Origin of the sequence: Rhizobium sp. IY2 (assembly GCF_047532935.1) — a bacterium.
Lineage (GTDB): Bacteria > Pseudomonadota > Alphaproteobacteria > Rhizobiales > Rhizobiaceae > Rhizobium > Rhizobium anhuiense.
Genome location: NZ_JBLKNU010000017.1, coordinates 13162 through 38176, shown reverse-complemented (window position 1 = coordinate 38176; position 25015 = coordinate 13162). Strand labels below are relative to the sequence as shown.

Below are 25015 nucleotides of genomic sequence, written 5' to 3'. Positions count from 1 at the left end.
AAGCTGTCGTCGGAACAGAATGAGAGTCACTGACGTTCGATTTTGTTGCTGATCCCATTTCGAGCCACCGAATTAACATTGGACGGAGGATTGCCAGGACGAGCCGTACCACAGGGGGTTCTGATTTCCCCGGAAAGGTACTGACCGCTATTGCATGGCAGCATGCTGACATCGAGAAAATCGCTCGACTTCAGGGAGTTCTGATACGCTATAACTTCTTTCATGGACAACGGGGTCGAAAAGATCGTCACTCCCTCAAAGCCCGGCAGTGCCTCCACTGGCTCGATCATGGGCGAGCTCTGCCCGGGCACCGCGGCCGCGCCAATAACCCATGGCCCAACCGAGCCGAAAGTGACGGATTTCGGGCGGCCGGTTGGCGTACCAGAGCTGTAGGCAGAATGCGGGAACCCGCTGTCGAGCACTGCCTCATCCCATTGGTAAGCTGTAAACATCAAAAGATAGGTATATGGCGCGAAACGGTCGATGCGAAGTTTGCCGTCTGGAGTGAAGGTGTAGTAAATCCACTCTGTGCCGGAGAATGCGCCTGTTGGCCCCACGACGTTCATATCCCACGGCTTTTGCCACCACGCAGTATCCGCCCTTCCACTTTGAAGCAGGCTTTTTGCAAAAGACCACTTTTGACCATTTGCGTTAGGCGTGGCACCTAACGCAAATGACAGGTAGGCGCCGTTCGAAGGGGAACTAAGTAGCGACAGCGCGCTACCGCCATTAGGAACGGTATTGTCTCGGGTCTTTTCTACCAAAAGGACTGTGAATCCCCTGTCGGGTCTGATCGATGCGGGTCGACTAGTCTCGACTGATCCGTGCGGTGGAAAGTTGAAAGAAGTCTTATTGGTATAGAAGTCAAATGCCTGCCTCGTATTTTCAGGCACTGGATAATCCACTCCTGCCGCCGAGTCGTGTATGTACACCTTTGGATATTGCCCGAAAATCGGCACGACCTTCGGTGTAAGGGTCTGAGATACTTTGTCGGATGCGCTTCTAAGACAATTGGCTTCATCGATGCATGATGCCGATTGGCCCGCGCCAGCAGCAAGACAACCCACCGCAGAAAACAGTAGGAAGATTCTTTTCCCATAATTCATTAGACAATCCTTTGCGGACGCGTTGGTCTTGCCTTAGCGGCTGAGTTTGGTTGTGTTGCGGCGCCCAATCTGGCGCAGCATGTCGCCGATTACGTCGGGCAAATCGGTGGTGATAAGATTCGTACGATTGACGATCGCCATCTCCGGATCACCTCGGTAATCGGGCACGATACCTCGTTGCGCGGTCGACTTAGGATCGGTGTTATGCTCGAAGCAGCATTTGCCAGCGCTGTTGGCAACGCCCTCGGGATAGTAGTTACTTTCATGATAGGTGGCGAAGCCCTGCTTCTGGTCGATATAGTCAAAATACGCCTGAAGACCGTCGCCTTTGTAGAATTGGTTCATCTCAAATTGAATGGAAAACGGCGCCACATTCCATTGATCGTAGATTGAGTCCTCGTGGGGATCATAGCTGGAATCCTTCACGTTCTGGTCATCCGGGTTCTCGACAATAATCAGCCCACCAATGAGGCCGGGGTCGTAGGTCGTCCGATTCAAGATCGTGCCGACATCCACCGCATCCTTCGCTTTGAGTTTGAATACGACGGCTTTGCTGAGTTTCGCATTTGCCTTGGTCGCGAGAATGTCAAGGCAATGTTGCATGAGCTCGATGGGATCGGTCGGGTCCTGATCATCGACCGCCGCCTTGACGTCTACGATCATCACGTAGCCACGACCATCGTCGGAAACATATTGAGCGAGTAGATCGAGCGCGGCAGAGAACGTCAGGAACTTAGCCTTTCGTCCGTGCGGATCCGTAAATACGCGACCATGCCGGTCCCTTAGATCCGCCTGCCTTAATTGAGAAAAGTCTTGGTTGTATAATAGACCGCTTCCAGTTGACTCGCGCTCAATCCTGTAGTCGTGAGATAGAACCACTTCTTTGTCCGCGGTGAAGCGGGCGTCGACTTCCACGCTCTCGATTTGCGAATTCCAGGCGTCTTGCAAGGCGTAGGCTGAATTCTCTGGATAGATCTCCCAGGATCCGCGATGCGCAGATAAGATGACCAGGTCATCGTCGGGTTCCGGCAGCTTAAACATGCTTCTCGTAATCGCACTTACGAGATATGGCGAAGGCTTTACCGGCAGCAGCGCCGTTCCTTCGGCACTGGATGAAACACCGAAGGCAAAAAAAGAAGTTAATATGAGCGATGCTCGCAGACACGACCGGCCGCAGAGGTGGCCAAAACGCCAGGAGCTAGAATGAAGAGTCGCTGACGCTGCTACGTTGTTGCTGGATTGCATAAAGATTCAGAACCTTTCGATGATAATGTTCGTTAGCTCGCTACATCGTACCTCTTGCACCTGCGGCTTTTTGCAACAGCACAAGCGTCTCAGCAGTGGTTAAGCTGGTGGGAACGGAAGCAGGGATGAATGCCATCGCAGCGACAAGAGACAGTTAGCCAGCGCCTCAGTCGCCGCTGGCGTTACGGCTGCAACAGCAACATCAAGATGGTCCATAAAATCGGATCACACCAAAGGGGTCGCGATGGCGTAGGGGTTTTTCAGGCAAGTGGAGTCTCCGGCAGAACCTTCGTCATCAAATCTGCTAGGCCAAACGATGTTTGGACGTAGTCAATTGCCTGCCAGCCACTGTTTTCGTAAAGAACGCGCGCGTCCTCTGTTACCAAGTAGAGGCTTTTGCAACCGAGACGCAATGCCTCCTGCTCCAGCCGGTTAATCAACAACGCGGCTATTCCTTTATTGCGGTGGAATGGATGGACATACAGCGACTTAAGCCATGGGGATAGATTGGATTTTCCGTCGAAGTCACGATCAGCTAACGTGATCATTCCTGCGGGCACGGCGTTTTCAATGGCAATAAGTGTCAGTGGCATTGAACTGCTCGTTGCGGCTTCAAACTCACATCGCGTTTGTTCATATGAGCCATACGATTGACAACCCCATTGTCCGAAGGCCCAGCTTGTGCAAACGGAAAGGAAATTCGGAAATCCTTCTAGGTAATCGATCGTTACCGGAGTTTCAGCTGCCATTGGTTTCGCGATCATAGTGTCTCCATGTCTTTGGCGGTCCGAGCCAACAAGGCGCGGTTAGGTCAATGAGGAAGCCCGTGCACTACCCTGATGCTATCGCACCCACCATGAATCTGGACAGTGATACCGGGACTCAAGCGGGTCGCCAGAGCGCAATTGATGATCACAAATCGGCCAAGATTTGTGGCAGTGCCGCCATGTCATTAAACAGCTTTATCGCACCTGCTTCTGCCAGTTTGTCTCCATGTCCAGGTAGGCAATGGGAGCCACCTACGAAGCCAATCACCGTCATCCCGGCAGCCACCGCCGCCTGAGTTCCAGCAACACTATCTTCAATAACAAGACAACTGCCAGCTGGCGTCTTCATATTCTGTGCTGCAAACAAAAAGAGATCCGGAGCCGGCTTACCACGCGCAACTTGCGAAGCGCTGAAGACATGGGGCCAAAAAAAATTGTGTAGGTCTGTGACTATAAGTGCCAAACAGAGCTTTGCAGTGTCACTGTTCGACGCCACGCACTTCTTCAAATTGATGGCTTGCAACGTTTGCCGAACGCCACTGGTCGCGCGCAGATCACGCGCGTAACGATTTGCGATTTCGGCCATCACGCTTTCATGGTGATCCTCTGGTAGGCGGAGGCCTCGCTCGGATTCTATGACTGAATAACTCTGCTGGTCAGTCATTCCCACGAAGCGATCATTATACTCTTCAGCGGATATGATATAGCCACACTTCGCCAACGCTTCGATGTGCACTGCGGTTGCGATAAGCTCGCTATCGACGAGGACCCCGTCGCAGTCGAAGATCAATAATTCCGGTTTTTTTAAGAAAGACATACAAAGAGCCTCGTCGTAGAAATGGCTTTGAGTTTTGTCCCAGTGCAGCTTTAGATTGCCCATTGATAAAGGCGTGCTTAAAATCTGTGGGGATAGACTATTGCGGCACTGGGGAATTGTCGCGAGGCGTGGTGCTCAGTTGGAAATTGCTCCAGCGGCGATCTCCGGCCCCTGCTTATGAATTGCACCCCAAACCTTGTGAAAAGCATCTGCGTAAAGATGCATCAACTCGCCACCGTTGGGCGGCGCGATCTCGGAGACGTAGAACATCGTATCCAATATTTTCACGGTGTTTGGAAAATCGGCGGCGTTCCAGTTGTTGCGAATTTCCGGGAGATATTCAAAAACGGGCTTCGTGAGCCAAACACAGATAGGCACACCTTCGGCCTGCAGCGATTTGACGACGAAATCCCTCGCAGCCGGACCTGGCGCAAAGCCAAGCGCCTCAGGTTCAATGCGCAAAGGAAAATTGAGCACTGAATGGTCGCAGTCTGACGGGTCGAAAAGCGGAAGTATACCCACAAGGTCGCTGATCATCTCCCATAACAGATTGCTATTGTCTCTTCGGATTTCGAGTTGCGCATCCATCTCTGTGACCCGCAGCTTCGCAATAGATGAAGAGAATACGTTGGGCCGGTAATTGTACCCTTGGGAACGAGGTGAAAATATTCGCGCTCCGCTCCGAGACGAGCTTGACAGCGATACGCGATCAACATGTGCAATTAGGTCGGCGTCCTCCGTTATGACAAATCCCAGCTCGCCAGCCCCAAGGTGTTTAGCGCCGTTTCCGGAAAGAGCGAGTGCGTCTGTATCAAGATGAGAGCCGCCGACGATTGCTTTCGCGGCTGCGATCGATTGGCAGATGTCGTCGATCACTGCAATTCCCTGAGCACGCGCAGCATGCCTTCCATCGGGGACGAGAACATTGTTCCCGAAAAGGTGGGTGATCAGAACCGCAGCGACGTTGGGGTTGAACCTCTCAGCGGCCGCCCGCTGATCAATCCCGGCCACGCTCATGTCGACATCGACGAAGACGGGTTCAAGGCCATTGATTGCAATTGGTCCTACCGCTCCCGGCCAATTCAGTGCCGCGGTAACAACTTGCTCTCCGCGCTCCTTGACGTAGTCGAGTTCAATGTGAATGGCCGCCGTTCCGCTGCCAACAGCGCGCACTTGCCACTTCCCAATCCACCTTGCAAGATTTTGCTCCAAATCGCTGACAATTGGATGATTGACGCGGTGATATTTTCCGCTATCCACAACTCCGCGAAGCGCATCCAAGTGCTTCTTCTCTGCCGCGGGCCAAGGTATGACGCGTCCCAGAGGGATCACAGGCTTCCCACCGAAAATGGCGAGCTTCTCGACTGCGCAAGCACCTTGCGCGTTGCGCGTTTTGCGCTCTGGTGCACCAAATCCGTTCATTGCATTGTCCAATCATCGTTCATTGAAATGCTGATCAGCCCTCACAATCGCTATCACCGTTTTCGCAAATGCAAAAGTTAAAAGTGAGTATAAAATCAAGTATATATGAATATATATTTGGAGATCTAAATATAGACTAGAACAGACCGGATCTCGTATTATATGGTTGCGTAGAGTAATTGGCGCAACCATTAGAGCCGCTCCGCTTCGGCTTGTCACTTCGATATTTCAATTGTTTTTTAACGATTGCTCGGACATCTGAGGTCATTGAAGAAAGCCTTGTGAGGGGATCCTTCAGGGTTTCCCACGTCACAAGACGCGTTTAAAGGAACCCCAGATGGCTCTAAGGCCATAATCCGAGACCGTCCGAATGGGGAGCTCCGGGTAGCCGGTCGATAGTGCTCACGTTGCGGCTCAGTTGGATTCATAAACAGGATCAGATGAAATGGACTCGTTGATAAGAAGACTTCAAGCTTTCCGACTTGGAGAAAATGAGAGCAGCCCTGACGATAGCCATAAAAGCGAAAGCGGTAAGGGCACTATGTTGGCTCAAAAACTAATCTCGACGGGAACTTTAGGGGCCGCAAATCGAGGACGATTGCTACAAGCATTGTACGACATAGGAGCATCTAGCAGGGCGGATCTGGCCCGCGTTACCGGTGTGACTCGAGGAACTATCGGTGGGATTGTGCAGCCTTTACTCGATCAGGGGGTGCTCGCCGAAGGAGAGGTGATCCCTCCCAATGAAACAGGCGGCAAGCCGGCTACCAAGTTGTGGTTTTCCAAGGACGCAAGGCCAATTTGCGCGGTGCTCCTGCTGCACGACCGCGTGAGTGCGTGTTTGGTCTCTTTGGAGGGCGAGGTCTATGCTCAACATGCCGTCGACTTTCCGAAGAACGTAGCAAATTCGGCCGACGCATTCCGTATTATAAGCACCTGTGTCGAAAAAGCCGTCGCATTTGGAAAGCCGATCTTGGGCATTGGTGTAGCCGTTGCAGGAATGATCAATACGGAGACTGGCACGATCGTGACCGTCAGTCTTGCGCCTTTCCTCGATGGATTTCCGCTCGAAACCGAATTGAACAAGCGGTTCGGAGTCACAGTCTGCGTCGATCAAGATACGAGGGCGTTACTCGTTGGGGATCGCTGGTTTGGACAGGGCCGCGGTCGGAGAAACTTCGCCTCGGTCTACATCGGAGAGACTTTGGGCGGAGCGCTTTACCTTGATGGACATCTCTATCGCGGACCCGCAGGTGCGGGTGGTGAAATCGGTCATACGACCGTAGACATCAAAGGTCGGATGTGCCAGTGCGGCAGACGCGGATGCTGGGAAACGATCGCCAGCTCGAAGTGGTTAAGGACCGAAGCTAAGGTCAGGCGGTTGCCACGACCTCTCTCCCTGGATGTGAGCCGATTGTTGACGCTGGCCGACAAGGACGTGCCGGGCGCAAGAGAACTCATTCGCGACTACACGTTCAATATTGCGGTTGGCCTGGCGAACCTCCAGCAGTTTATGGCGCCGAATTTCATTGTAATTCACGGGGACATTGTACGAGGGGGAGGCCCCATTCTTCGTCTAATTCAGGAAAGCTTCCACGATCTGGTATTCCATCGCCCAGGTGATGATATCGCCCTTGCTTTCGGAGATGGCGAATGCCTGGCTGCTCTACGCGGTGCCGCCAGTCTGCTTCTTTCTGAATTGCTGAATTTCGTCATCTAGCGGCCTCCGCATGCGATCCTCGGGTATGTATTGAGCGGCGCCAAAAATGGGGCTGCCGAGCTATCTCAATGTTCCGACTGCGTGCGCACCATTTCCGGTTCTGTCGCAAAACTTTTCACCGGGTTTGCAACCAGTATGGTAGGCGTAGATCCGGGTTGAAGATGAGCAGGCAGATTGAGTTTGCCGATGATGGTCGATTTCAAAGGCAGGCGAGATCATTGCACATAGTCTGACAGATCAGGAAACCGGCGATGCCTCGCAGCTGGAGCCGTTGCTGGATCAGATCGACGATGAGATCGACCAGTTCACTGCCGATGGAGCCTATGATGGCTATCCAACCTACGACGCAGTTCTCCGTCACAGCGCAGGCGCAAGGGTCGTCATTCCACCGCGCTCGAACGCGGTTGAACGGCCCAACGTCCAAGCATCCTGCCAGAGAGAGGACCACATATCATCCATGCAGGCAGATGGCCGGCTGAAATGGCAGACGTCCACCGGCTATGGCAAACGGGCGCTGATCGAAACGGCGATGGGCAGATGCATCATCGGGCCGCGTTTGCACGCTCGTTCATTCCGGTCGCAGCAGACAGAGGCTGCGATCGGGGTCACCATACTGAACCGAATGCTCGCCTGCGGACGCCCGAAATCCGTTCGTTGCGAGGCACCGACGGCAGCACCGAAATAAGTACGCATCAAAGACCGAATGATGACCCGTCGCTGAGCGGTGCACCAACGCCGGCCGCCGGCGCTTTCCCGAATACGAAGTCTGCCGCGGCGCCATCGTTAATGCGTACTCGGCCGGAGCCATCAATCGGCTTCTCGAGTTGCAATCACGAAAGCCTTTCTAAAGGATGGTAATAGGTCAAGATGTTAGGGGCGAAATCAAAAAGGCCCGCTTAAGCGAGCCCTTTACTCAGTGCTAAACGCATTTCCGGACTCAGTTTCCGCCATCCCGCTGGTCGGAAGCACGACCTCCACAGCTAGACCCATCTTTCGCACGCTGCCACGAATGATCGCAACTACCCGCGAAAGACTGTGAGGTCAGAGACGCTAAGACGATGAAAGCAGCCACAACTACCTTTGACATGTTATTCCCTCCCAAGATTATTTACGGTTGTAGTCCTACTGCATTGGGATTGTGATTACACGGACTTTTCGCGAGCATTCGAGCTTAGGCACAAGCAAAACGGGAAAGTGGTTATCGCATCGTCAATGTCTTCCGCTTTAACAGTGACGCGTCGCCAACGCGCCGTCTCAGCCCAGCCTTGTTGCGGCATGATCCTCTGCCGCACCCGGGAGGCAAAGCCGCCGTTCTATTGCCACATGCCGATCGCGCCATCAGTGGTCGTGTCGAGCCGGATGGGCCGACCTGTGAAATCCTGTTTGCCTTCCCCCAGGGCAGGTTTCGCGCCATCTGTATTTCGGCTGATAGTTGTTGGTCATGTAGCGAAAGGGCGGTGCTTTTCACGGTATTACGCAGGTCTGGAAACCCCGAAGCCGGTCGGGATTGTATCCCCGATCCGTACAAAGGCCTTCGGGCGTTAAATCTTCTTCGTCAATTTCCACTGCAGAGCCTTCATCAATCGTCAGATCCGCAATTTTGGCGCCTTCCCTCGTCCAATATCGCAAGGAATATCTGAACTCGTCAGTCGAGATGTCGAACTTCTGTGTGCGATAAACAGTGATCTTTGCCATCCACTTCTCCTCCTCACTCGTGTCCCCGCCCGCGATAGGTCGCAGGGATTCCTGCTGCTTCATGGCACTGAGCAAGCGTCTCCAGCCACGCTGATAACCCTGACGGCGCTTCAACATTCCCAGCTTCCAGCGCCTCCACCCACGAGAGATCACATTGCAGCGCGCTGGCAAGATTTATTGGCGTCCAGCGGATGTGCAGAAGGCATTCGGTGAAACGAGCAGGGGTCATGGTGGGCTCCAATTCGTGTTATTCGACACAGTGGCAGCGCTTGCATGCATGTCAATCACGCCGCGTATGTTTCGTAACGCAAGTTTCCACACATTGCGCCAAAAGAGGTCGGCGGCCTGTGGACGTTAGTAGCGATACGGCGTCGTGTTCAGTTTCTTTGCAAATGCTCCTCACTCACGTTCTGGACGACAAACGCGAGGAGCGCAGATGCAGGAAAACATTCGCCCAATAGCACCTATCGGTATATCTGGTTTGGCCGCAAGCACCACCGGCCGGAATGCCTATCTTTGAATTGATCAATCCGACCGATTTTTACGTCGACCCGGCTTACCAGCGCAACATCAGTGAAAAGGGTATGCGTCAGATCCGGCGCATCATCGAGGGGTTCGACTGGGCGAGCTTCAAACCCCGATCTGCGCCTTAGACTACATCGGCCGAACGGCATCTGGCCGCTGACATGCAAAGTCACCTCACAGGTGAATATCTAGGAGCAAGCAAATGCTAGAAGCTGCACGAAACCGCGTCATCCATACCCTTCATGCTCATCCTTGGACAAGAATGTCTCATAAAATGGAATGCTCCGCCGCCTGGCGGTTTCTCGCGACGGTCGCCCTCGCAAGCTTCGCGTCGTCGGCCTTTGCGGACACCTCGTCCACCTCATGGCCACAAACGCAAAGTGACATTAAGGCCGACACCGACGTCCATTTCGGCACACTTGCCAATCGAATGCGGTTTGCGATTATGCGCAATGTCACGCCGCCCGGACAGGCAGCGATCCGATTTCGCATCGGCTCCGGCTCGCTCGACGAAAACGACAACCAGCAGGGCCTGGCGCATGTTCTCGAGCACATGGCCTTCAAGGGTTCGACACATGTCGCCGAAGGGGACATTATCCGTATCCTGCAGCGCAAGGGCTTGGCCTTTGGGCCGGACATCAACGCTCATACCTCTTATGACGAGACCGTCTATGCACTCGATCTGCCCGAGGTCGATGCAGACACAATTTCGACTGGCCTGATGCTGATGCGAGAGACGGCGAGCGAGCTGACCCTCGATGCCAGCGCCTTTGATCGCGAACGCGGCGTCATCCTGTCGGAGGAGCGGCTGCGCGACATGCCGCAATATCGCGCGTCACTCGGAATCATGAATTCGCTGCTCGCCGGCCAGCGCGCGATCATGCGCGCGCCGATCGGCAAGGCCGACATTATCAGCAATGCGCCCGTGGACCTCGTCCGTGATTATTACCGGGCCAATTACCGACCCGATCGGGCAACGCTGATGGTGGTGGGCGATATCGACCCCGCCGCCATGGAAGTCGAAATCCGGCAGCGCTTCGGCGACTGGAAGGCCGTGGGTCCGGCGCCGACAAAAGCGGATCTTGGCGCGCTTGTGACGAAGGGCGAAGGCGCCGAGGTCATCGTCGTTCCCGGCGGCATGACCAGCATACAGATCGCCTGGACGCGTCCCTATGACGCCGCGCCTGACACCTTCGCCAAGCGCCGCGCTGGGCTTATAGAGGATCTCGGTTTTCTGGTGCTCAAACGTCGGGTGAGCGCCATCGCCAGCAAGGCGGATGCCCCTTTCATCAATGCCGACGTCCGGACACAGGAGGATCATGATCTATTTAGGCAGGCCGCGAATGAAGCCGGGTCATTATCATCTGCCGCGCTTGTATCGGCACAGGCTCCGATTTGGAGTTCGGACGCTCCATACGGAAGCTTTTCACGCGATGGCTACTCTTGGAACAACGACGTATGGGGTCCGCGCCCTGGGCCTCAGACGATTTCGGTGAGTGGAGTCAACCGGTGGAGCGTGTGGTCGGACCAGCCTAATACTCCTGGCATCAAGAGCTACCCGCACGTGGCTTTCAATATCGGGAAACCGCTCAGTTCAATCAACACTCTGAGCTCGAGCTTCAATCAGGAAGTTCCCACTGGCGGCGCCTGGGATGTCGCCTACGATATCTGGGACAGCTCAAACAAGCATGAGATAATGCTCTGGACAAACTACACCGGAAACTCGGACGGGAGCGGCAACGTTAAGCCCATTTCATATCATTATGCCCCTTCCGGGGCGGCCATTCCGGTCTACAGCAATGTCAATGTAGGCGGAGCGACTTGGAACGTGTTTGAAGGTGAAGGGCCCGATGGTCACAAGGTCACCTCACTGCTGCGCACTCCGCGGACCAACAGCGGGACAGTGGACATCAAGAGTATCCTGCAGTGGATCAAGTCGAAGGGGTACTTTGGCGACATAAAAGTCGGTAGCGTCCAATACGGCGTCGAGATTACCTCGTCCCCGGGGGGAAAGAACTTCAATTTCAACAACTGGTTTGTGACCTCGAAGTGAAGATCGGCGCGGGGCGCAAGGTGAGATGCGCTTATGCCAATGAGCCACGCTGACAGACGGCCTAGCTTGCCGCTTACCGTTTCGCTCGCGGCCGTAATGGACACATTCCCGCCACACCAGCCCCGCGGACGTTCTGTATCGCGTTCGGTGATGGCTGAGCTGCGGCCGGTTTGATGGAGCACTGTTGCATGGATCAGACTTTGGACGAGGCAACCCTATCCACTGCATTTTTCATGCAACGCGCTGGCGACAAATGGCATCTCGACGAATGTGTGGTGGCCATCAATGGCAAGAAGCAGTGGCTCTGGCGTGCCGTCGATCAGGACGGCTTCGTCCTCGAAGTACTGGTGCAAAGCCGCCGAAATGCCAAGGCGGCAAAGCGTCTGATGCGTAAGTTGCTGAAGGCTCAAGGGCGGACACCACGGGTCATGATCACCGACAAGCTCCGGTCCTATGATGCCGCCAGGCGCGACCTCATGCCCGGTGTCGAACACCGGTCGCATAAAGGCCTCAATAATCGAGCGGAAAATTCGCACAGCCGACCCGACGACGCGAAAGGACCATGAAACGGCGAGCAGTGCCGTAATAGCTGCTCCCCACACTCAGCACTCACGTGTCATCGACGACGCGTAAAACATCAGCACGCTTTTGCTCCGCGTCCGAAGCGAGTTTTTCCGTCACGGACGTAAACCTCGGTGAAATGGCAGCGAAGGCGGGTTGACACAAAGTCAGATAGAGTTGCTGTACCATGGCAAGCTCGGCTTCACTGGTCGCGCCGCGGGCCACAGCGATCGCTGCACCACACGTGTCGGTCACGACAGAGAATCCATCCGCCTTCAACTTCGGCAGTTCACCCTGCTCGGGAACTGCCTGGACGGCCAGATCCATGAACCTGACGAAATTCTCTTGCGCGTCATTCAGACCTGCTTCTGCGCGCGCCCTCGCCTCTTTCGACCGCGTCATCACCATGTCGCTGATGCTGGCACGCGCCGTTTCGAGACTTCGGTTTGACTGTGTCAATCGAAGCGCTGCAGATGCATCCCGGTCGAGAAGCCCTTGGTAACTATCGTTTACCGTAAGCATCTGGCGGCTCTGATAAAACGTCAGTCCCAGCGCCGTGACACCAAAAACGGCCATGATGACAAAGAACTTCCCGACAATGGAAACATGTTTCACAAGCCACTCCTCTAAGCTCTGTCACGGTGCATGAATGTTCAGGCTATGCATTTCAAAATGCGGAATCCGAAGAAAAAAATGGCTGCCGCCGACCTCGTATTCGACGACAGCCAAGTTGCCTGGGAGGGCAGGAGAAAGACTTGAATTCCTAGTTAGGCGATAATTTGCGGAGGTTCTGTCAGTCTCGGATCGCAGTTCCGGTTACCGGATCGAACCAGTGCAATTTCTCCAGATCGACAGTGAGCGGCAAATGTTGGTTGGGACGCGGTGTGAGCGCCGGTGGGATTCGCGCGACAAGTCGGTTCTTACCTTTATTTGGAAAGTCTTCGGTATCTTCGGCATCGTTTATGTTGACCGGCGGTGACGCGATGTCGAAAAAGACGAAGGTGTCGGCTCCCAGCGCTTCGGCAACCGGGACCTGCTCGTTAAAGAAGGCTTCAGACGCGGGGCAAACCTGAAACATCTCCGGGCGAATTCCAACGATGACCTGCCGGCCTATATATTCCGAAAGTGCCGGCTTGGCGGCGACGGAGAAGGATATCTTCGTGCCAGTTACCGCAGCTTTGAGCGACCCGGCTTCCGCAGTCAGCTCGACGCGCACAAAATTCATGGCGGGCGATCCGATGAAACCGGCGACAAAGAGGTTGGCGGGCTTGTCGTAGAGCATTTGCGGGGTGTCGATCTGTTGAAGATTGCTCTCCTCTCCATTGAACACTGGCTTCAGCACAGCGACACGATCGCCCATGGTCATGGCTTCGACCTGGTCGTGAGTTACGTAGAGCGTGGTTACGCCGAGCCTCTGGTTGAGCAGCTTCAGTTCGCCGCGCATCTGCACGCGGAGCTTGGCATCCAGATTGGAAAGAGGTTCATCCATCAGGAACGCCAAGGGATGGCGAACGATCGCCCGCCCCATCGCCACGCGTTGGCGCTGACCACCGGACAATGCCCCCGGCTTGCGCTCCAAATAACGCGTAAGATCGAGCATTTCCGCTGCGTCGCGAACCAGCTTGTCGATCTTGTCCTTGGGCATTTTTCGCTGCTGCAGACCGAAGGCCATGTTGTCGTAAACCGTCATATGGGGATAGAGCGCGTAGTTCTGGAAAACCATCGCAATATCCCGGTCCTGGGGTTCTGTCTCGGTGACATCAGCGTCATCCATGAGCAACCGGCCCCTGTTGAGCGTTTCAAGACCCGCTGCCATCCGCAATAATGTCGACTTGCCACAACCAGACGGCCCGACCAGCACGACGAATTCTCCGTCCGCGACCGAAAAACTTACATTGGCAACGGCAACGGTTCCGTCCGGAAAGGTCTTGCCGATCCCGTCGAAGGTCATGGATGCCATTTTTATCTACTCTCCGTATTTTCAAGCGAGGCAAGCCGCACTGTTTGTGCGGACATGCCCCGCGCTTTTGGTTCCGGCTTTAGCCGATGTTCACAGCCTTGCCGGTCGCGACGGATTCCTCGATCGCTGCCAGGATCTTGGTGTTTGCCAGGCCGTCCTGCGCATCTGCCAGTAGCGGAGCGTCGCGCACGACGCTATCGACAAAGCGAGCGATGGATTCCAGGACAAAGCCGCCGATACGCGTCGCGCCGGTTGGTGTTATGCCGATATAGTCATTGTATTTTAGTCCGCCGTCGACGATCTTTCGCAGGCCGCCATTGTGGGTGGGGTCCGCCTGGACCTGGCCCTTTTCACCGACAAACTCGATCTTGAAATCGACAAGCGAAGGATTGTCACGCGACAGGATCCAGCTGTTCTCCATGGTCACGACCGTGCCCTTGGAAAATTCAAGCACCGAGACATGGAAATCCTTTGTATCCACGCCGCCGGCCGACAGGGTCCCCGAGCGGGCGACGGAATAAACCCGTACGACCTCGTCCGCCAGGATGAAGCGCAGGACATCGACCAGATGACTGCCCAGGAACCAGAGTGCAGAAGACTTCGCAGCCCAGCTCAACATTTCGAACGGAACGAATGTCGTATTCGAAAGACGCGCGGTGCCGTGCTTTGCCAAGCCGATCTGGCCGCCCTGGATCATGTCGCGGACCTGGGCGAGGATGGGATTCACACGATTATGGAAATCAATCATCAGCTTGCCCTTGGAGTCTGCGGCGGCCGCAGCAATCTCCTCGGCTTCGCGCACTGTCGTCGCAAGCGGTTTTTCGCTCAATACGTGTTTGTCGGCTTTCAGAGCGGCCAGAATGATCGGCGTGTGGGTAAAGTCAGGTGTCGCAACCGAGATCGCATCGATCTGATCGCTGGAGATCAGCTTGTGGTAATCGGTGAAAGCCTGTGTTGCCCCGAAGCTTTCTTTCATCTTCAACGCCCTGCCCTCATCAAGGTCGCAGACGCCCACCAGCTCGGTCTCCGGCAGGACATTAAAGGTATGGGCATGATTGCCCCCCCAAAGACCGGCGCCGATGACACCCATTCGCAGTTTGCTCATTGCATTACTCCATTCATAAGGGAAAACTCAGCCCTTCACCGAACCAAAGGTGAGGCCTCGAACGACGTATCGATCGAAAACAAGGAAGATGATCATCGGCGGTATCATCGCGAGCACTGCGGCGGCGGCGATGTAGTTCCATGTCACGCCACTTGTCGCGAAATATCCAAGTGTTCCGATCGGAAGGGTGGCGGTGGAGCGCGAACTCAGCACCAGCGGAAAAGCCGCGTTGTTCCATGCGAACACGAAGGCAAACATCGAGGTTACGATGATGCCGGGACGAACGATCGGTAGCGTGATCCGCAACATAATCGTGTACCATCGAGCGCCGTCGACCCGGGCAGCCTCCTCCAGTTCCACCGGCACCTCGTCGATGAAACTCTTCATCAACCAGACGGAAAACGGGATCGTCAGCGTCTGCAGGACGAGGACCATCGAGAAGTAGGAACCCTGGAGACCGATGCGCGTGATGAGGATGAAATAAGGGATCAGAAACGCGACTGGCGGGGCCATCAGCAAGCCGAGGTACCACAACATGATGTTTTTCTTGCCGCGTAGCTTGAAGCGGGACAACGCGTAGGCAGCAGGAACGGAAAAGGGCAGATTGAGCAACACGGCGCCGATTGCTACGATCAGGCTGTTGACCAGTTGCGGTGCGTTGGTGCCGGGATCGACGAGGATGTGCCGGAATGCGTCGAGATTGGGCTCGAAGGTAATTTGCGGCGGCATGGTGAAGGCCGTCTCGGCCGGGCGAACGGCCAGAGCGATAAACCATAGGATCGGCCCAACGAAGATTGCCAGGAAGAGGAGGCCGGCGGTGTAGGTGAGTGCCGTGTTGAAGCTTGTGCGACGACGGGACATTTTACCACTCCTCGTTTCTGAACGCGAAGAAGACGTAGAGGGCAACGATGACATTGACGATCAGCACTGTGATCCAGGTCATTGCGCTGACAAGGCCAATGTTGAAGTTGACGAGGCCCTGCTCGTAGAGCGAGTATCCAAGGGTGCGCGTCGAGGTGCCCGGTCCGCCGCGGGTGAGCACAAGCACCGTGTCGAAGGTGTTGAATATCTGCATGAAGCGAAGCATGACGATGATGATCGCGGTGCGCTTGATCAGCGGCAGCTTGATACGCATCAGGATCGTCCACGCGGAAGCCCGATCCAGTCGCGCGGCTTCCAAGATTTCGTCAGGAACGGCTAAGAGGCTTGCGTAGAGGACGATTGCAAAAAACGGCGTCCATTGCCAGATGTCGACGAAGAGGATTGCCGTAAGTGCGGTCGAAGGCGAGCCAAGAATTCCCTCTGCCGGCACGGGTAGCCAAAGCGACTGCAACACCCAGCTCAACAGTCCACCGCCGGGATCATAGAGATAGCGGAACAAAAATCCGACGACGATAGGGGCAATCGTGGTGGGGAGGATCAGCAGGGCACGCACGACGTTCATGCCAGGCAGTGCCTTGAGCAGGATGAGGGCGATCGCCAGGCCAAACGTGAACTCAAGTGTCGTGCCAAGGATCGACAGGATCAATGTGTTGGTGAGTGCGGCGCGAAAGTCAAAGGCGTTAAAGGCCTGCACATAATTCTCGAAGCCAACGAACTGGAGCGGCTCCGGGCCGATTTGCAGGTTCCAGAAGTAGAAGCTCGATCGTAGGGCAAACAGCAAGGGGTAGGCGATCAGAGCGAGCAGCATCACGACTGAAGGCGCGATCAGCAAATATGGCAGGTTTCGTCGGATAAAGCTCTTCCGGGCGGGCCTGAAGGCTCGCGGAGAGCGAACAGTTGTCGTGTGCATTGCCAGATCCAGTTCTTCTTCAAGTAGCTGCCGGCGCGATCGCTGTCGCGCCGGCCCGAGGAGAACTCTATTATCTCTTGGCGATCAGGGCTTTGGCCCCGTCGAGAGTATCTGCGTAGCTGGCTTTTTGATAAGGGATCATGAGATTACCCTTCAGGATGCTCTCGAACAGGCTGTTGGCACGTTCAAGGCCGGTCTTCGGCTCTTCGCTACCGGTCAAAAGCTGGTTCAATGTGAGGCCCAGCACGCTTTCGATGGCCGTGTAACCAGGCACAGGCGGGCGTGTGACCTTGCCGTTGCCCTGCTTCATCATCGCATACTGCACATCGAGGTAAGGATAGAGCGCTTTGACTTCCTCGTCTTCGTAGAGTGAAACGCGCGCAAAGTCGGAGAATTGGTAGTTAAGGTCCGGCCAAAGAGCCATTTTCTTCTGCGTGGTTTTCGAGGTCGCCCATTTGATGAAGGCGTAACCTGCTTCTTGCCTTTCGGAACTGGATGGGATGCCAAGGCTCCATCCGCCGAGACTAACCGTCTGAGGCACGCCCTCTGCCTTTGGCAAGGCCGCCGTCGCGTACTTGTCTATCACGTCCGACTTCTTACCGGTCATGTAGCCCGAGTTCTTGAGCAGGTAGAAGTACGGGGTCCACCAGTAGAACATCCCGATGTCGCCTTTGGCAAAACGGGTGCCGGCGTCGAACCAGACATAATTGATCGCTTCAGGCGGCGACAGCTTGTAGAGCTGCCTATAGACTTCAACAGACTTGACCCAGGCGGGGCTTGTCAGCTGCGGGGAGAAATCCCACGGGTCGGCAGGGAATGATTTGAACCAGTTCGCACCGTGGCTTGCCGACACCTGCGTAAACATGTGGACGATCGGCGACGGTTGAGAGCCGCAGACCACCGTGGGAAACAACGGTTTGCCGCCAAATGACTTGCCTTCCATCGACTTCAGTGTGTCGACATATTTCGTCCAGGTCCAGTCATCCGAGGTCTTGGTCGGCGGCGCTGCGATGCTGAGTTCGTCAAACACGTCCTTGCGGTACATGACGCCCTGTGCATAAGCGGCGACCGGCAATGTGCCGATCTGGCCGCGCCACATATTCGAGGAGTAAAGGACCTCCGGGATGAAATCGGAGAGATCGAATTCACTGTCCTTGGCAATAAAATCATTCAGCGAGATGATCCATCCATTGTCGAGGTACTGCCCGAGCCACATCTGATCGACAACGATGACGTCGGCGTCTGAGGTCTTGGCGACAAAGGCAGACACGAGGCGCGATTGAAGGGCGTCATAGGAGAGACTCTCCAGTTCGACCTTGATGCCGGTTTCTTTCTCGTATTCCGGCACCAGCGCCTTCATCGAGAAAAAGAATGGGTCTTCAACGGACAGGACGCGAACCGTGTTCGCATCCTGCGCGGCCCCTCGCCGTGGAATGGCCAGTGATCCCGCGCCAGCCACAAGAGCTGCAACGGACGCGCTTTTCAGCAGGTCACGTCGCGACATATTTCGGATATCGATTGTCATAAACAGCCTCCTCAGTTGCTTCGTATCCCAACCTCGGCCCTTCAGCGGAGCCACCGGGCTTCCGCTTGTCGATCTGAGATTGTTACCCCTAATTTGCTTTTTGTAAGCAGTTAGTTTGTACCTCGCACAAACTTATGTTAGTGTCAAGGAGCTGTCACGGCGAAAATTTCCGCGCAGTACCGCGGTTGTCATCGACGTCCTGCTTGCATCACCGGAGAGGGCCTTATGTTGTATGGCCGTTCGATAATGTACGGGCTAAAAGGGTCCGGTAGATTGGAGAAGAGAATTGAAGTTTGAGAGCCAGCCGTCCTATTCGTTGGGCCAGCGCACCCCTGCCAGCAGAGAAGTCGCCGCCGGCGAGAACGGCGGCAACGTGACACTTGTCTCCCAATCGGCACTCGGCGCCATAAACCGCGGTCGTGTTCTTCAAGCCTTATATGATAACGGACCCAAAAGCCGGGCAGATCTCGCTCGACTTGCAGGTGTCAACCGGACCACGATCACCGGTATTGTGCAGCCGATGATCGAAGACCAGCTTCTTATCGAGGGAGATGCGTCGCCTTCCGACGTCAAAGGCGGCAAGCCGGCTCGTCCGCTTTATTTTAACCCCGATGCACCGATGCTTGGCGCAGTCCTCCTTCTGCCCGGCACGATACAATCATGCCTCGTGGCCTTAACCGGCGAGATCAAGGCCGTTACGAAAGCTGAGTTTGATCCGCATGGCGACACAGAAGCATTCATCGCTGTCATGACGAAGACGCTTACTGCCACACTGTCTCAGGCCCAGCGGGCACCGTTTGGCATTGGCGTGGCCTCTGCTGGAATGATCGACAGTGACAAAGGAACCATTCTTACCGTCAACCTTGCTCCCGTTCTAACGGGACTTCCCCTTGTAGCAATACTACAAGAACGCTTCTCTCTTCCGGTTGTCATCGATCATCACCCCCGTGCCTTGCTTGTTGGGGACAGATGGTTCGGACCCGGTCGCGGCCAACAAAATTTCGCAGCAGTCTATACTGGCGAGGTTCTCGGCGGCGCCTTCTTCATCGACGGCAAGGTCTATCGTGGACTCGCCGGATCCGGCGGCGAGCTCGGGCACAGCGTGGTTCAGATCGACGGTGCCCTTTGCAATTGCGGAAAGCACGGTTGCTGGGAGACGGTCGCCGCCCTTCCGTGGCTACGAAAAGAAGCCGTCCGAATGGGCTTGCCACATCCCAGAAGCGTTACCTGTGCCAGGCTTGTCAAGGAAGCAGATGAAGGCTCGAATGCGGCAGAGGAACTTCTCGACCGTTATACACGCAACGTGGCGTTCGGCATCGTCAACCTGCAGCAAACACTGTCCCTCAACTCCTACGTCCTTCACGGAGACGTCGCCGGAGGCGGGATGAAGGCTGCGGAGCTGATCAGGCAGCATGTCGAGCAGCTAGTGGTGAAGAGACCTGGTCAGGAGATATCGATCACAGTGAATGGTATTGGCGAAGGCCATACGGCTCTGCGTGGCGCCGCGGGTCTGGTTTTATCCAGCCACCTAAAGCTGGTCATTTGAGGCTTTACAGGGACACCGATCTGCAAGGAAGGGAGGGTCGCGTCTGGGTCTGCCCGGTAGACTCCCGAAGACACTCAGGCGCGCGATCGAATTATCTAGGGTCGGGATTTGGGCTTGCGACCGTTAAGGTAGGGACTGCCATCGTCTGCGACGGCGGCTGAAAAGAGAGAGGCAAAGAACGGAATGCAGGCGGCCCCGATCGCGCCGGCGCGAGGGCCAAGTCGGGAGGCCTCGACTGCAGCAACCTCCAAGCCGCGCGACGGACCAAGGATTGGCTGACTGGAAATTGCACCCACCAGCTTGTCTGTCACAAGTTCTGGCAGCCGTCCCCCAAGGACAATCAGCGCGGGGTCGAACATCGCCGTTGCAACACGTACCGTCTCGCTGAGCTGCTTTCCGGCGCGTTCTACCCAGGCTCCTAAAGCCACTTCGGCGCTGTCTGGCAACCGCTCGAGGTCGACGAAGTCGTGGATGGCGAAGCCGGCACCGTTGAGGGTGGCAAAAAGGTCTTGGCCGGATGGGCGCGGCTGGTCGTACGGGTAGAGAACTCCGGGCAGGCAGGCGTTTCCATTGACACCGCGGTACGGTCGTCCGTCGATAACCGCCCCTCCCCCGACACCGTGTCCAATGTGAATGAAGAACATCGGATCAGGCTGCGGGATGCGTCCGCCGAACACATACTCTCCGAGCGCTGCAGCTGTTCCATCATTCTCGATGTAATAGGGCGCTTCGAAAGTCGCTTTAAAAGCTTGGTCCGCCTCACCATCATCGAAAGCCGGGAAGAAGCTGTGGGCCTTGAGGATGTTCGACATCGTGCCGAAATTGCCGGGCACCGAGCAACCGACCCCGAGAAGGCGATCCTTAGGCGTACCAAGGTCGGCCAGCATCGCCGCGATAGCCGCCTGCGCCGCGCCTGCCACCGACAAAGCCGTGCTGGTCTCGATGTCGACTGATCGGGAGGTAAGAATCTTTCCCGCTAGATCAACGATTGCTACCTCCATTCGGGAGACCGAGAATGTTATTCCCGCGGAAAGATACCGGTCAGCCCGCAAGCTCAGCAAGCGCCGAGGCTGGCCTTGGGCGCCGGTCCGCTCGACCACCTCGATCAGAAGTCCGATCTCAATTAAGCGACCTATCAGCCGAGTGACAGAAGCTCCTGTCATGCCGGACCGTTCGGCCAGGTCGACGCGCGCAATCTTCTTGCCCACGAAAATCAGTTCGACCAGTCGTCGTTCGTTCCGTGAAAGGTCCATTGGTTCCAAGAGTGCCTCAAATCGTTAGCAGCCAAAGAGCTATTGCAATATATATTAAATTACGCAATGTAATTAAACTGTCATAAAGCTCCATTAAGAACGCGCCAAGCCGGGGATGACCGGCCAATCTGAAACGAGAGGAACACCATGCATCAGATCAAACGTTTATTGACCCTGGCAGCCGTGCTGATCGCGGTGACCTCTCCGGCCTTGGCCCATAGTCTTGTCGTTTATTCCCCTCAGGGAGAAGAGAACGTTCAGTGGATAGTCGACCAGGCTAAAGCCGCCGGTCACGATGTGCAGGTTCTGCGCGCACCCGGAGGAGAACTTTTTGATCGGCTGGTCGCCGAGAAGAACAACCCCCAGGCCGATGTCGTACTCGGCATGGTCGACACGTCTATGGCTCTGCTCAAAAAGAACGGCCTGTTCCAGCCATACACACCAGCCTGGGCGGCGGACCTCCCTGCGCAATACAAGGACAAAGAAGGCATTGTCTACAAATTCTGGAGCACACCGGTCGTCATCGCCTATGATTCCGAAAAGCTTGCCGCTGAGCGGGCGCCGAAAAGCTGGCTGGACCTGACAAGAGGCGAATACAAAGGCAAATACGTCATCGGCAACACCGCCTGGCAGACGACAAGGGTCTATCTGGCCGGCATCTTGGCCCGGTTCCTCGACGACAAGGACGAAGTCACTCAGGCTGGATGGGATTTTCTTGGCGCATTCTATGCGAACGCCACCGTTGTCGATGATGCCGATGCGCGCAAAGAAGCCTTCAAATCGGGCGGTGCGATCATCAATCTGAACTGGTTCGGCGGCGTCATCAAGGACGCCAAGGAGCTCGGCATGCAAGTCAAGATCATTGACCCGGAAGGTGGCACGCCGGTCATCTCCGAAGGCGTGGCGATCATGGCCGGAACCGATCAGCTGGAGCAGGCAAAGGCATTCGTCGACTGGTTCGGCTCTGCCGATGTCATGGCCAGCTACGCCAAAAAGTTCGGTCAGGTTCCGGTGCTGCCGGCGGCGCTGGCTAAATCACCGCCAGAGGTGCAGGCGAATGCGGAACTAGTCAAGGCGCAGCCTATCGACTGGGATGCTATCGCGCCCAAACTGGACGGCTGGTTGCAGAAGATCGAGCTTGAAATCCGGTGAGCATGTAGGACCGGGCGATGCAGATCGCCAGGCTTCACAGGAGTATGATCATGCCGACCCCGATCCTCATCATCGATAAACTGCATATTGGCTATGGCGATAAGGTAGTCATCCGCGACCTCTCGCTTGAAATTCACGAAGGCGAGTTCGTTGCTCTGCTCGGGGCTTCCGGCAGTGGGAAATCCAGCGTTCTAAGGACCCTCGCCGGCTTTCATTCGGCCATGAGCGGGCGGATTATTCTTGAAGGAAAAGATATCACCAACGAGCCTCCGGAGCGCCGCAATGTCGGCATGGTATTCCAGAACTATGCGCTGTTTCCAACGATGACGGCGTTCGAAAACATCGCCTTTGCTTTGCGTGTGGCGAAGATGCCGCAGAGCGAGATCGGCAAGCGCGTCGCCGAGATCGCCAAAACATCGGGGATTACGGAGCAACTGCACAAGAAGCCAGTGGCCATGTCAGGCGGGCAACAACAGCGAGTTGCGATTGCGCGCGCGCTCGTCGCGGGCTCCAAGGTGCTTTTGTTCGACGAACCATTGTCCAATCTCGACGCCAAGGTACGAGTGACGATGCGCCGCGAGATCAAGAGGCTCCAGCGGGAGTTTGGCTTCACGGCAGTCTTTGTCACGCATGATCAGGAAGACGCACTCACGATGTCGGACACGATTGTCGTGCTGGCAAACGGTCGTGTTGAGCAGATCGGTGACGGGCGTACTCTTTATCGGAAGCCGGCGACGCCGTTCATCTGCGAGTTTATCGGCACCGCCAACGAACTGCCCACGCCGCTTGCCGGGCAAATCCTGGGCAGCGACGTTCGGGCGCGCATTTTTGTTCGCCATGAAGATGTACTCGTTGGGAAAGTGATACCAGCCGGGTTGCTGGCGACCGTCCGTCATGTGGAATTCCTTGGCGCCCACAGCCGTATCGACCTGGATACCGGCGGTTATTTCATTTCGGCCGCCAGGATGGGGCACGAGTTACCCGAAATCGGTGAGACCGTGTCCTGGACGATCCGCCCGGGCTCGGTGCATATCTTCGAGGAAGCGGACAGATGAACCGCGCGGCTGCCGTCGAGCGCGTAGTCTATTGGATCGGGTTGGCGGCCCTGATCTGGATCGTCGTCACCTTCCTGATACTGCCGCTCGTCGCGTCACTTCATGCGGCATTTTTCAGGGACGGCAGCCTGGTGGTCGGCCAGACCCTAAGCGAACTTTCAAGATCACGAAGAGTGCGCGCTGCCCTTTGGAACACGGTTTGGATGACGTCAGCGACCATGGTCACGGTGACCATTGTCGGGATTTTCCAGGTCGTCGTCCTTGAATATTTTCACCTACGCGGTCGCGCACTCTTGAAAATCGCCTATGCAACGCCGCTGGTCTTCGGCAGTGTCGTTGCGGCGGCGGGCTATAACTTCACCTATGGTCCCGGTGGTGCGGTGACACATCTGGTGAAGGCGATCGTTTCCAGCCTCCCGCAAGACTGGTTCATCGGCTGGTTTGGCGTGCTCTTCACGCATACCTTTCTGATGACCAACTTTTACTATCTTTTTCTGCGTGCTGCGATGCGCCGCGTCGACTACGCAACCATCGAAGCCGCGCGCAGTATGGGTGCCTCGGAATATACGATCCTGTGGCGTGTGGTACTGCCCGCAATCATGCCGACGCTCCTCGCTGTCACCCTTCTTACCCTTTACACCGCGATCAGCTCTTTCGCCGCCCCTCAGGTGCTGGGCGGTCGCGATTTCCACATGCTGAGCCAGATGGTGCTGACTCTGAACAGCCTGCGCCGTCCCGACATGGCCGCCTTACTGGCGCTTATGATGGGACTGTGTCTCATGGCGCTTATCCTGCTGTCTCAATATTACGAAGCGCGCGGCTCCTATGTCGGCGGCGCGAAAGCGACTGCGCCCATCCAGCTACGCAAAATTTGCAGCCCGATCGGCAATACAGTGCTACATTTTTTTGCCTATCTTCTTGTGGCTATTTATGCGGTGCCGATCGCTCTTGTCGTACTCTTCTCCTTCGCCCCGGCCGCGAGCATCGGCATCGAAGTGATCCCATCCAGCCTGACCCTGAAGAACTATGCCCGCGTCTTTACCGAAGGCACCGCCTTTCTTCCGTTCTTCAACTCCATAGTGATGAGCCTTGTCGCGGTATCGGCGGCGCTGGTCGTTACGCTGTTTGCTGTCCCGGTTATTCTTGGCCGGCGCAGTTGGCTGACACGCCTTCTAGACATCACTTTCTTCCTGCCATGGGTAGTTCCTAGTGTTCTGCTCGCTGTCGGGCTGATCGTCACCTTCGACACGCCAAACCCGCTCGTTGGAAACGCAGTCCTCCTCGGCGGCTACTGGCTCCTGCCGATTGGCTACGCCATCGTCGCCTTGCCGCTTATGGTGAGGTTCCTGCGGGCAGCCTTCATAGGAATCGATCCGGCCTATAACGAGGCGGCCCGCTCGATGGGCGCCACTGGTCTTTATCGCTATCGCCGCATCATTCTGCCGATAGTGGCGCCGACTGTAATCCTCGTCGCCGGGATGGCCTTCAACGATCTCCTGTCGGAATACCCCCTGTCGGCGTTTCTATACAACGTCAACAACAAACCGCTGCCGATTGCAATCGTAGACAGCTCGCTGTCTGTCGATCCTGAGCAGGCCGCGCTCAACCTTGTCTATGTCACTCTGATCATGGCGTTTTCACTGGCGATCATTCTGTTGGCCGAGCGCATCGGCCTTGGCAAAGGTCCAGAAACCACAACATTGTAGAACCGGAGAC

At 55.8% G+C, this 25015-nt stretch carries 20 protein-coding genes and 3 pseudogenes; 9 read left to right on the top strand and 14 right to left on the bottom strand.

Going from position 1 to position 25015, the window contains the following annotated elements; genetic code table 11:
* Positions 1 to 26: 26 nt before the first annotated feature.
* From ACMUVN_RS31310 to ACMUVN_RS31290, 5 genes are all read right to left on the bottom strand, one after another.
* Complete coding sequence (locus ACMUVN_RS31310) at positions 27 to 1106, bottom strand: hypothetical protein (protein WP_065277068.1); 1080 nt, start codon at positions 1104 to 1106, stop codon at positions 27 to 29.
* Between the two features lie 33 nt (positions 1107 to 1139).
* Positions 1140 to 2147 (bottom strand): glycerophosphodiester phosphodiesterase family protein, encoded by a 1008-nt coding sequence (locus ACMUVN_RS31305; protein WP_063473330.1) that lies wholly within the window; start codon positions 2145 to 2147, stop codon positions 1140 to 1142.
* 464 nt (positions 2148 to 2611) lie between these two features.
* Positions 2612 to 3115 (bottom strand): GNAT family N-acetyltransferase, encoded by a 504-nt coding sequence (locus tag ACMUVN_RS31300; RefSeq protein WP_245294511.1) that lies wholly within the window; start codon positions 3113 to 3115, stop codon positions 2612 to 2614.
* Between the two features lie 148 nt (positions 3116 to 3263).
* Complete coding sequence (locus ACMUVN_RS31295; RefSeq protein WP_065276674.1) at positions 3264 to 3935, bottom strand: HAD family hydrolase; 672 nt, start codon at positions 3933 to 3935, stop codon at positions 3264 to 3266.
* 135 nt (positions 3936 to 4070) lie between these two features.
* A complete protein-coding gene (locus ACMUVN_RS31290) occupies positions 4071 to 5357 on the bottom strand; it encodes a DegT/DnrJ/EryC1/StrS family aminotransferase (protein ID WP_063473327.1) in 1287 nt (428 codons plus the stop codon).
* A gap of 445 nt (positions 5358 to 5802) precedes the next feature.
* On the opposite strand from ACMUVN_RS31290, the gene ACMUVN_RS31285 reads away from it, so the two are divergent.
* Positions 5803 to 7077 carry an ROK family protein gene (locus tag ACMUVN_RS31285; protein ID WP_130692709.1) on the top strand — a complete coding sequence of 425 codons (1275 nt, stop codon included), beginning with the start codon at positions 5803 to 5805 and terminating at the stop codon, positions 7075 to 7077.
* A gap of 205 nt (positions 7078 to 7282) precedes the next feature.
* Positions 7283 to 7762, top strand: a pseudogene (locus ACMUVN_RS31280) (transposase); the annotation flags it as partial.
* Between the two features lie 779 nt (positions 7763 to 8541).
* On the opposite strand, the gene ACMUVN_RS31275 reads toward ACMUVN_RS31280, so the two are convergent.
* Both ACMUVN_RS31275 and ACMUVN_RS31270 read right to left on the bottom strand, forming a co-directional pair.
* Positions 8542 to 8889 (bottom strand): hypothetical protein, encoded by a 348-nt coding sequence (locus tag ACMUVN_RS31275; RefSeq protein WP_414815964.1) that lies wholly within the window; start codon positions 8887 to 8889, stop codon positions 8542 to 8544.
* Positions 8786 to 9001, bottom strand: coding sequence for a hypothetical protein (locus tag ACMUVN_RS31270; protein WP_414815957.1), 216 nt, complete (start codon positions 8999 to 9001; stop codon positions 8786 to 8788). The genes ACMUVN_RS31275 and ACMUVN_RS31270 overlap by 104 nt, the downstream gene beginning before the upstream one ends.
* A gap of 558 nt (positions 9002 to 9559) precedes the next feature.
* Here ACMUVN_RS31270 and ACMUVN_RS31265 point away from each other — a divergent pair.
* From ACMUVN_RS31265 to ACMUVN_RS31255, 3 genes and pseudogenes are all read left to right on the top strand, one after another.
* Positions 9560 to 10612: pseudogene (locus tag ACMUVN_RS31265) on the top strand (M16 family metallopeptidase); the annotation flags it as partial.
* Positions 10586 to 11350 (top strand): glycoside hydrolase family 12 protein, encoded by a 765-nt coding sequence (locus tag ACMUVN_RS31260; RefSeq protein ID WP_414815962.1) that lies wholly within the window; start codon positions 10586 to 10588, stop codon positions 11348 to 11350. The pseudogene ACMUVN_RS31265 and the gene ACMUVN_RS31260, both read left to right, overlap by 27 nt.
* Positions 11351 to 11598: 248 nt before the next feature.
* Positions 11599 to 11921, top strand: a pseudogene (locus tag ACMUVN_RS31255) (IS6 family transposase); the annotation flags it as partial.
* Positions 11922 to 11959: 38 nt separating this feature from the next.
* Here the strand turns inward: ACMUVN_RS31255 and ACMUVN_RS31250 are convergent.
* The 6 genes from ACMUVN_RS31250 to ACMUVN_RS31225 all read right to left on the bottom strand — a co-directional run bounded on the left by ACMUVN_RS31250 (position 11960) and on the right by ACMUVN_RS31225 (position 18293).
* Entirely contained in the window at positions 11960 to 12526 is a 567-nt protein-coding gene (locus ACMUVN_RS31250; RefSeq protein WP_245488362.1) for a Tar ligand binding domain-containing protein, read from the bottom strand.
* 178 nt (positions 12527 to 12704) lie between these two features.
* Positions 12705 to 13871, bottom strand: coding sequence for an ABC transporter ATP-binding protein (locus ACMUVN_RS31245; RefSeq protein ID WP_063473375.1), 1167 nt, complete (start codon positions 13869 to 13871; stop codon positions 12705 to 12707).
* A gap of 79 nt (positions 13872 to 13950) precedes the next feature.
* On the bottom strand, positions 13951 to 14976 hold the full coding sequence (locus ACMUVN_RS31240) for a Gfo/Idh/MocA family protein (protein ID WP_130654324.1): 1026 nt from the start codon (positions 14974 to 14976) through the stop codon (positions 13951 to 13953).
* A 27-nt stretch (positions 14977 to 15003) separates the two neighbouring features.
* Complete coding sequence (locus ACMUVN_RS31235; protein WP_130654323.1) at positions 15004 to 15837, bottom strand: carbohydrate ABC transporter permease; 834 nt, start codon at positions 15835 to 15837, stop codon at positions 15004 to 15006.
* A gap of 1 nt (position 15838) precedes the next feature.
* On the bottom strand, positions 15839 to 16768 hold the full coding sequence (locus tag ACMUVN_RS31230; protein WP_063473372.1) for a carbohydrate ABC transporter permease: 930 nt from the start codon (positions 16766 to 16768) through the stop codon (positions 15839 to 15841).
* 70 nt (positions 16769 to 16838) lie between these two features.
* Positions 16839 to 18293, bottom strand: coding sequence for an ABC transporter substrate-binding protein (locus ACMUVN_RS31225; protein ID WP_414815956.1), 1455 nt, complete (start codon positions 18291 to 18293; stop codon positions 16839 to 16841).
* A 286-nt stretch (positions 18294 to 18579) separates the two neighbouring features.
* On the opposite strand from ACMUVN_RS31225, the gene ACMUVN_RS31220 reads away from it, so the two are divergent.
* Positions 18580 to 19839 carry an ROK family transcriptional regulator gene (locus ACMUVN_RS31220; protein WP_063473370.1) on the top strand — a complete coding sequence of 420 codons (1260 nt, stop codon included), beginning with the start codon at positions 18580 to 18582 and terminating at the stop codon, positions 19837 to 19839.
* Between the two features lie 95 nt (positions 19840 to 19934).
* On the opposite strand, the gene ACMUVN_RS31215 is transcribed toward ACMUVN_RS31220, so the two are convergent.
* Complete coding sequence (locus tag ACMUVN_RS31215) at positions 19935 to 21092, bottom strand: ROK family transcriptional regulator (protein ID WP_130654333.1); 1158 nt, start codon at positions 21090 to 21092, stop codon at positions 19935 to 19937.
* 147 nt (positions 21093 to 21239) lie between these two features.
* Here ACMUVN_RS31215 and ACMUVN_RS31210 point away from each other — a divergent pair, with 147 nt between their 5' ends.
* From ACMUVN_RS31210 to ACMUVN_RS31200, 3 genes are read left to right on the top strand one after another with little or no spacing between them, the layout of a single operon-like run.
* The gene (locus ACMUVN_RS31210; protein WP_130654322.1) at positions 21240 to 22244 is read left to right on the top strand and encodes an extracellular solute-binding protein; all 1005 of its coding nucleotides are present in this window, start codon (positions 21240 to 21242) and stop codon (positions 22242 to 22244) included.
* A gap of 50 nt (positions 22245 to 22294) precedes the next feature.
* The gene (locus ACMUVN_RS31205) at positions 22295 to 23299 is read left to right on the top strand and encodes an ABC transporter ATP-binding protein (protein WP_130654321.1); all 1005 of its coding nucleotides are present in this window, start codon (positions 22295 to 22297) and stop codon (positions 23297 to 23299) included.
* On the top strand, positions 23296 to 25005 hold the full coding sequence (locus ACMUVN_RS31200) for an ABC transporter permease (protein ID WP_130729018.1): 1710 nt from the start codon (positions 23296 to 23298) through the stop codon (positions 25003 to 25005). The genes ACMUVN_RS31205 and ACMUVN_RS31200 overlap by 4 nt, the downstream gene beginning before the upstream one ends.
* The last annotated feature ends 10 nt before the right edge of the window (positions 25006 to 25015 follow it).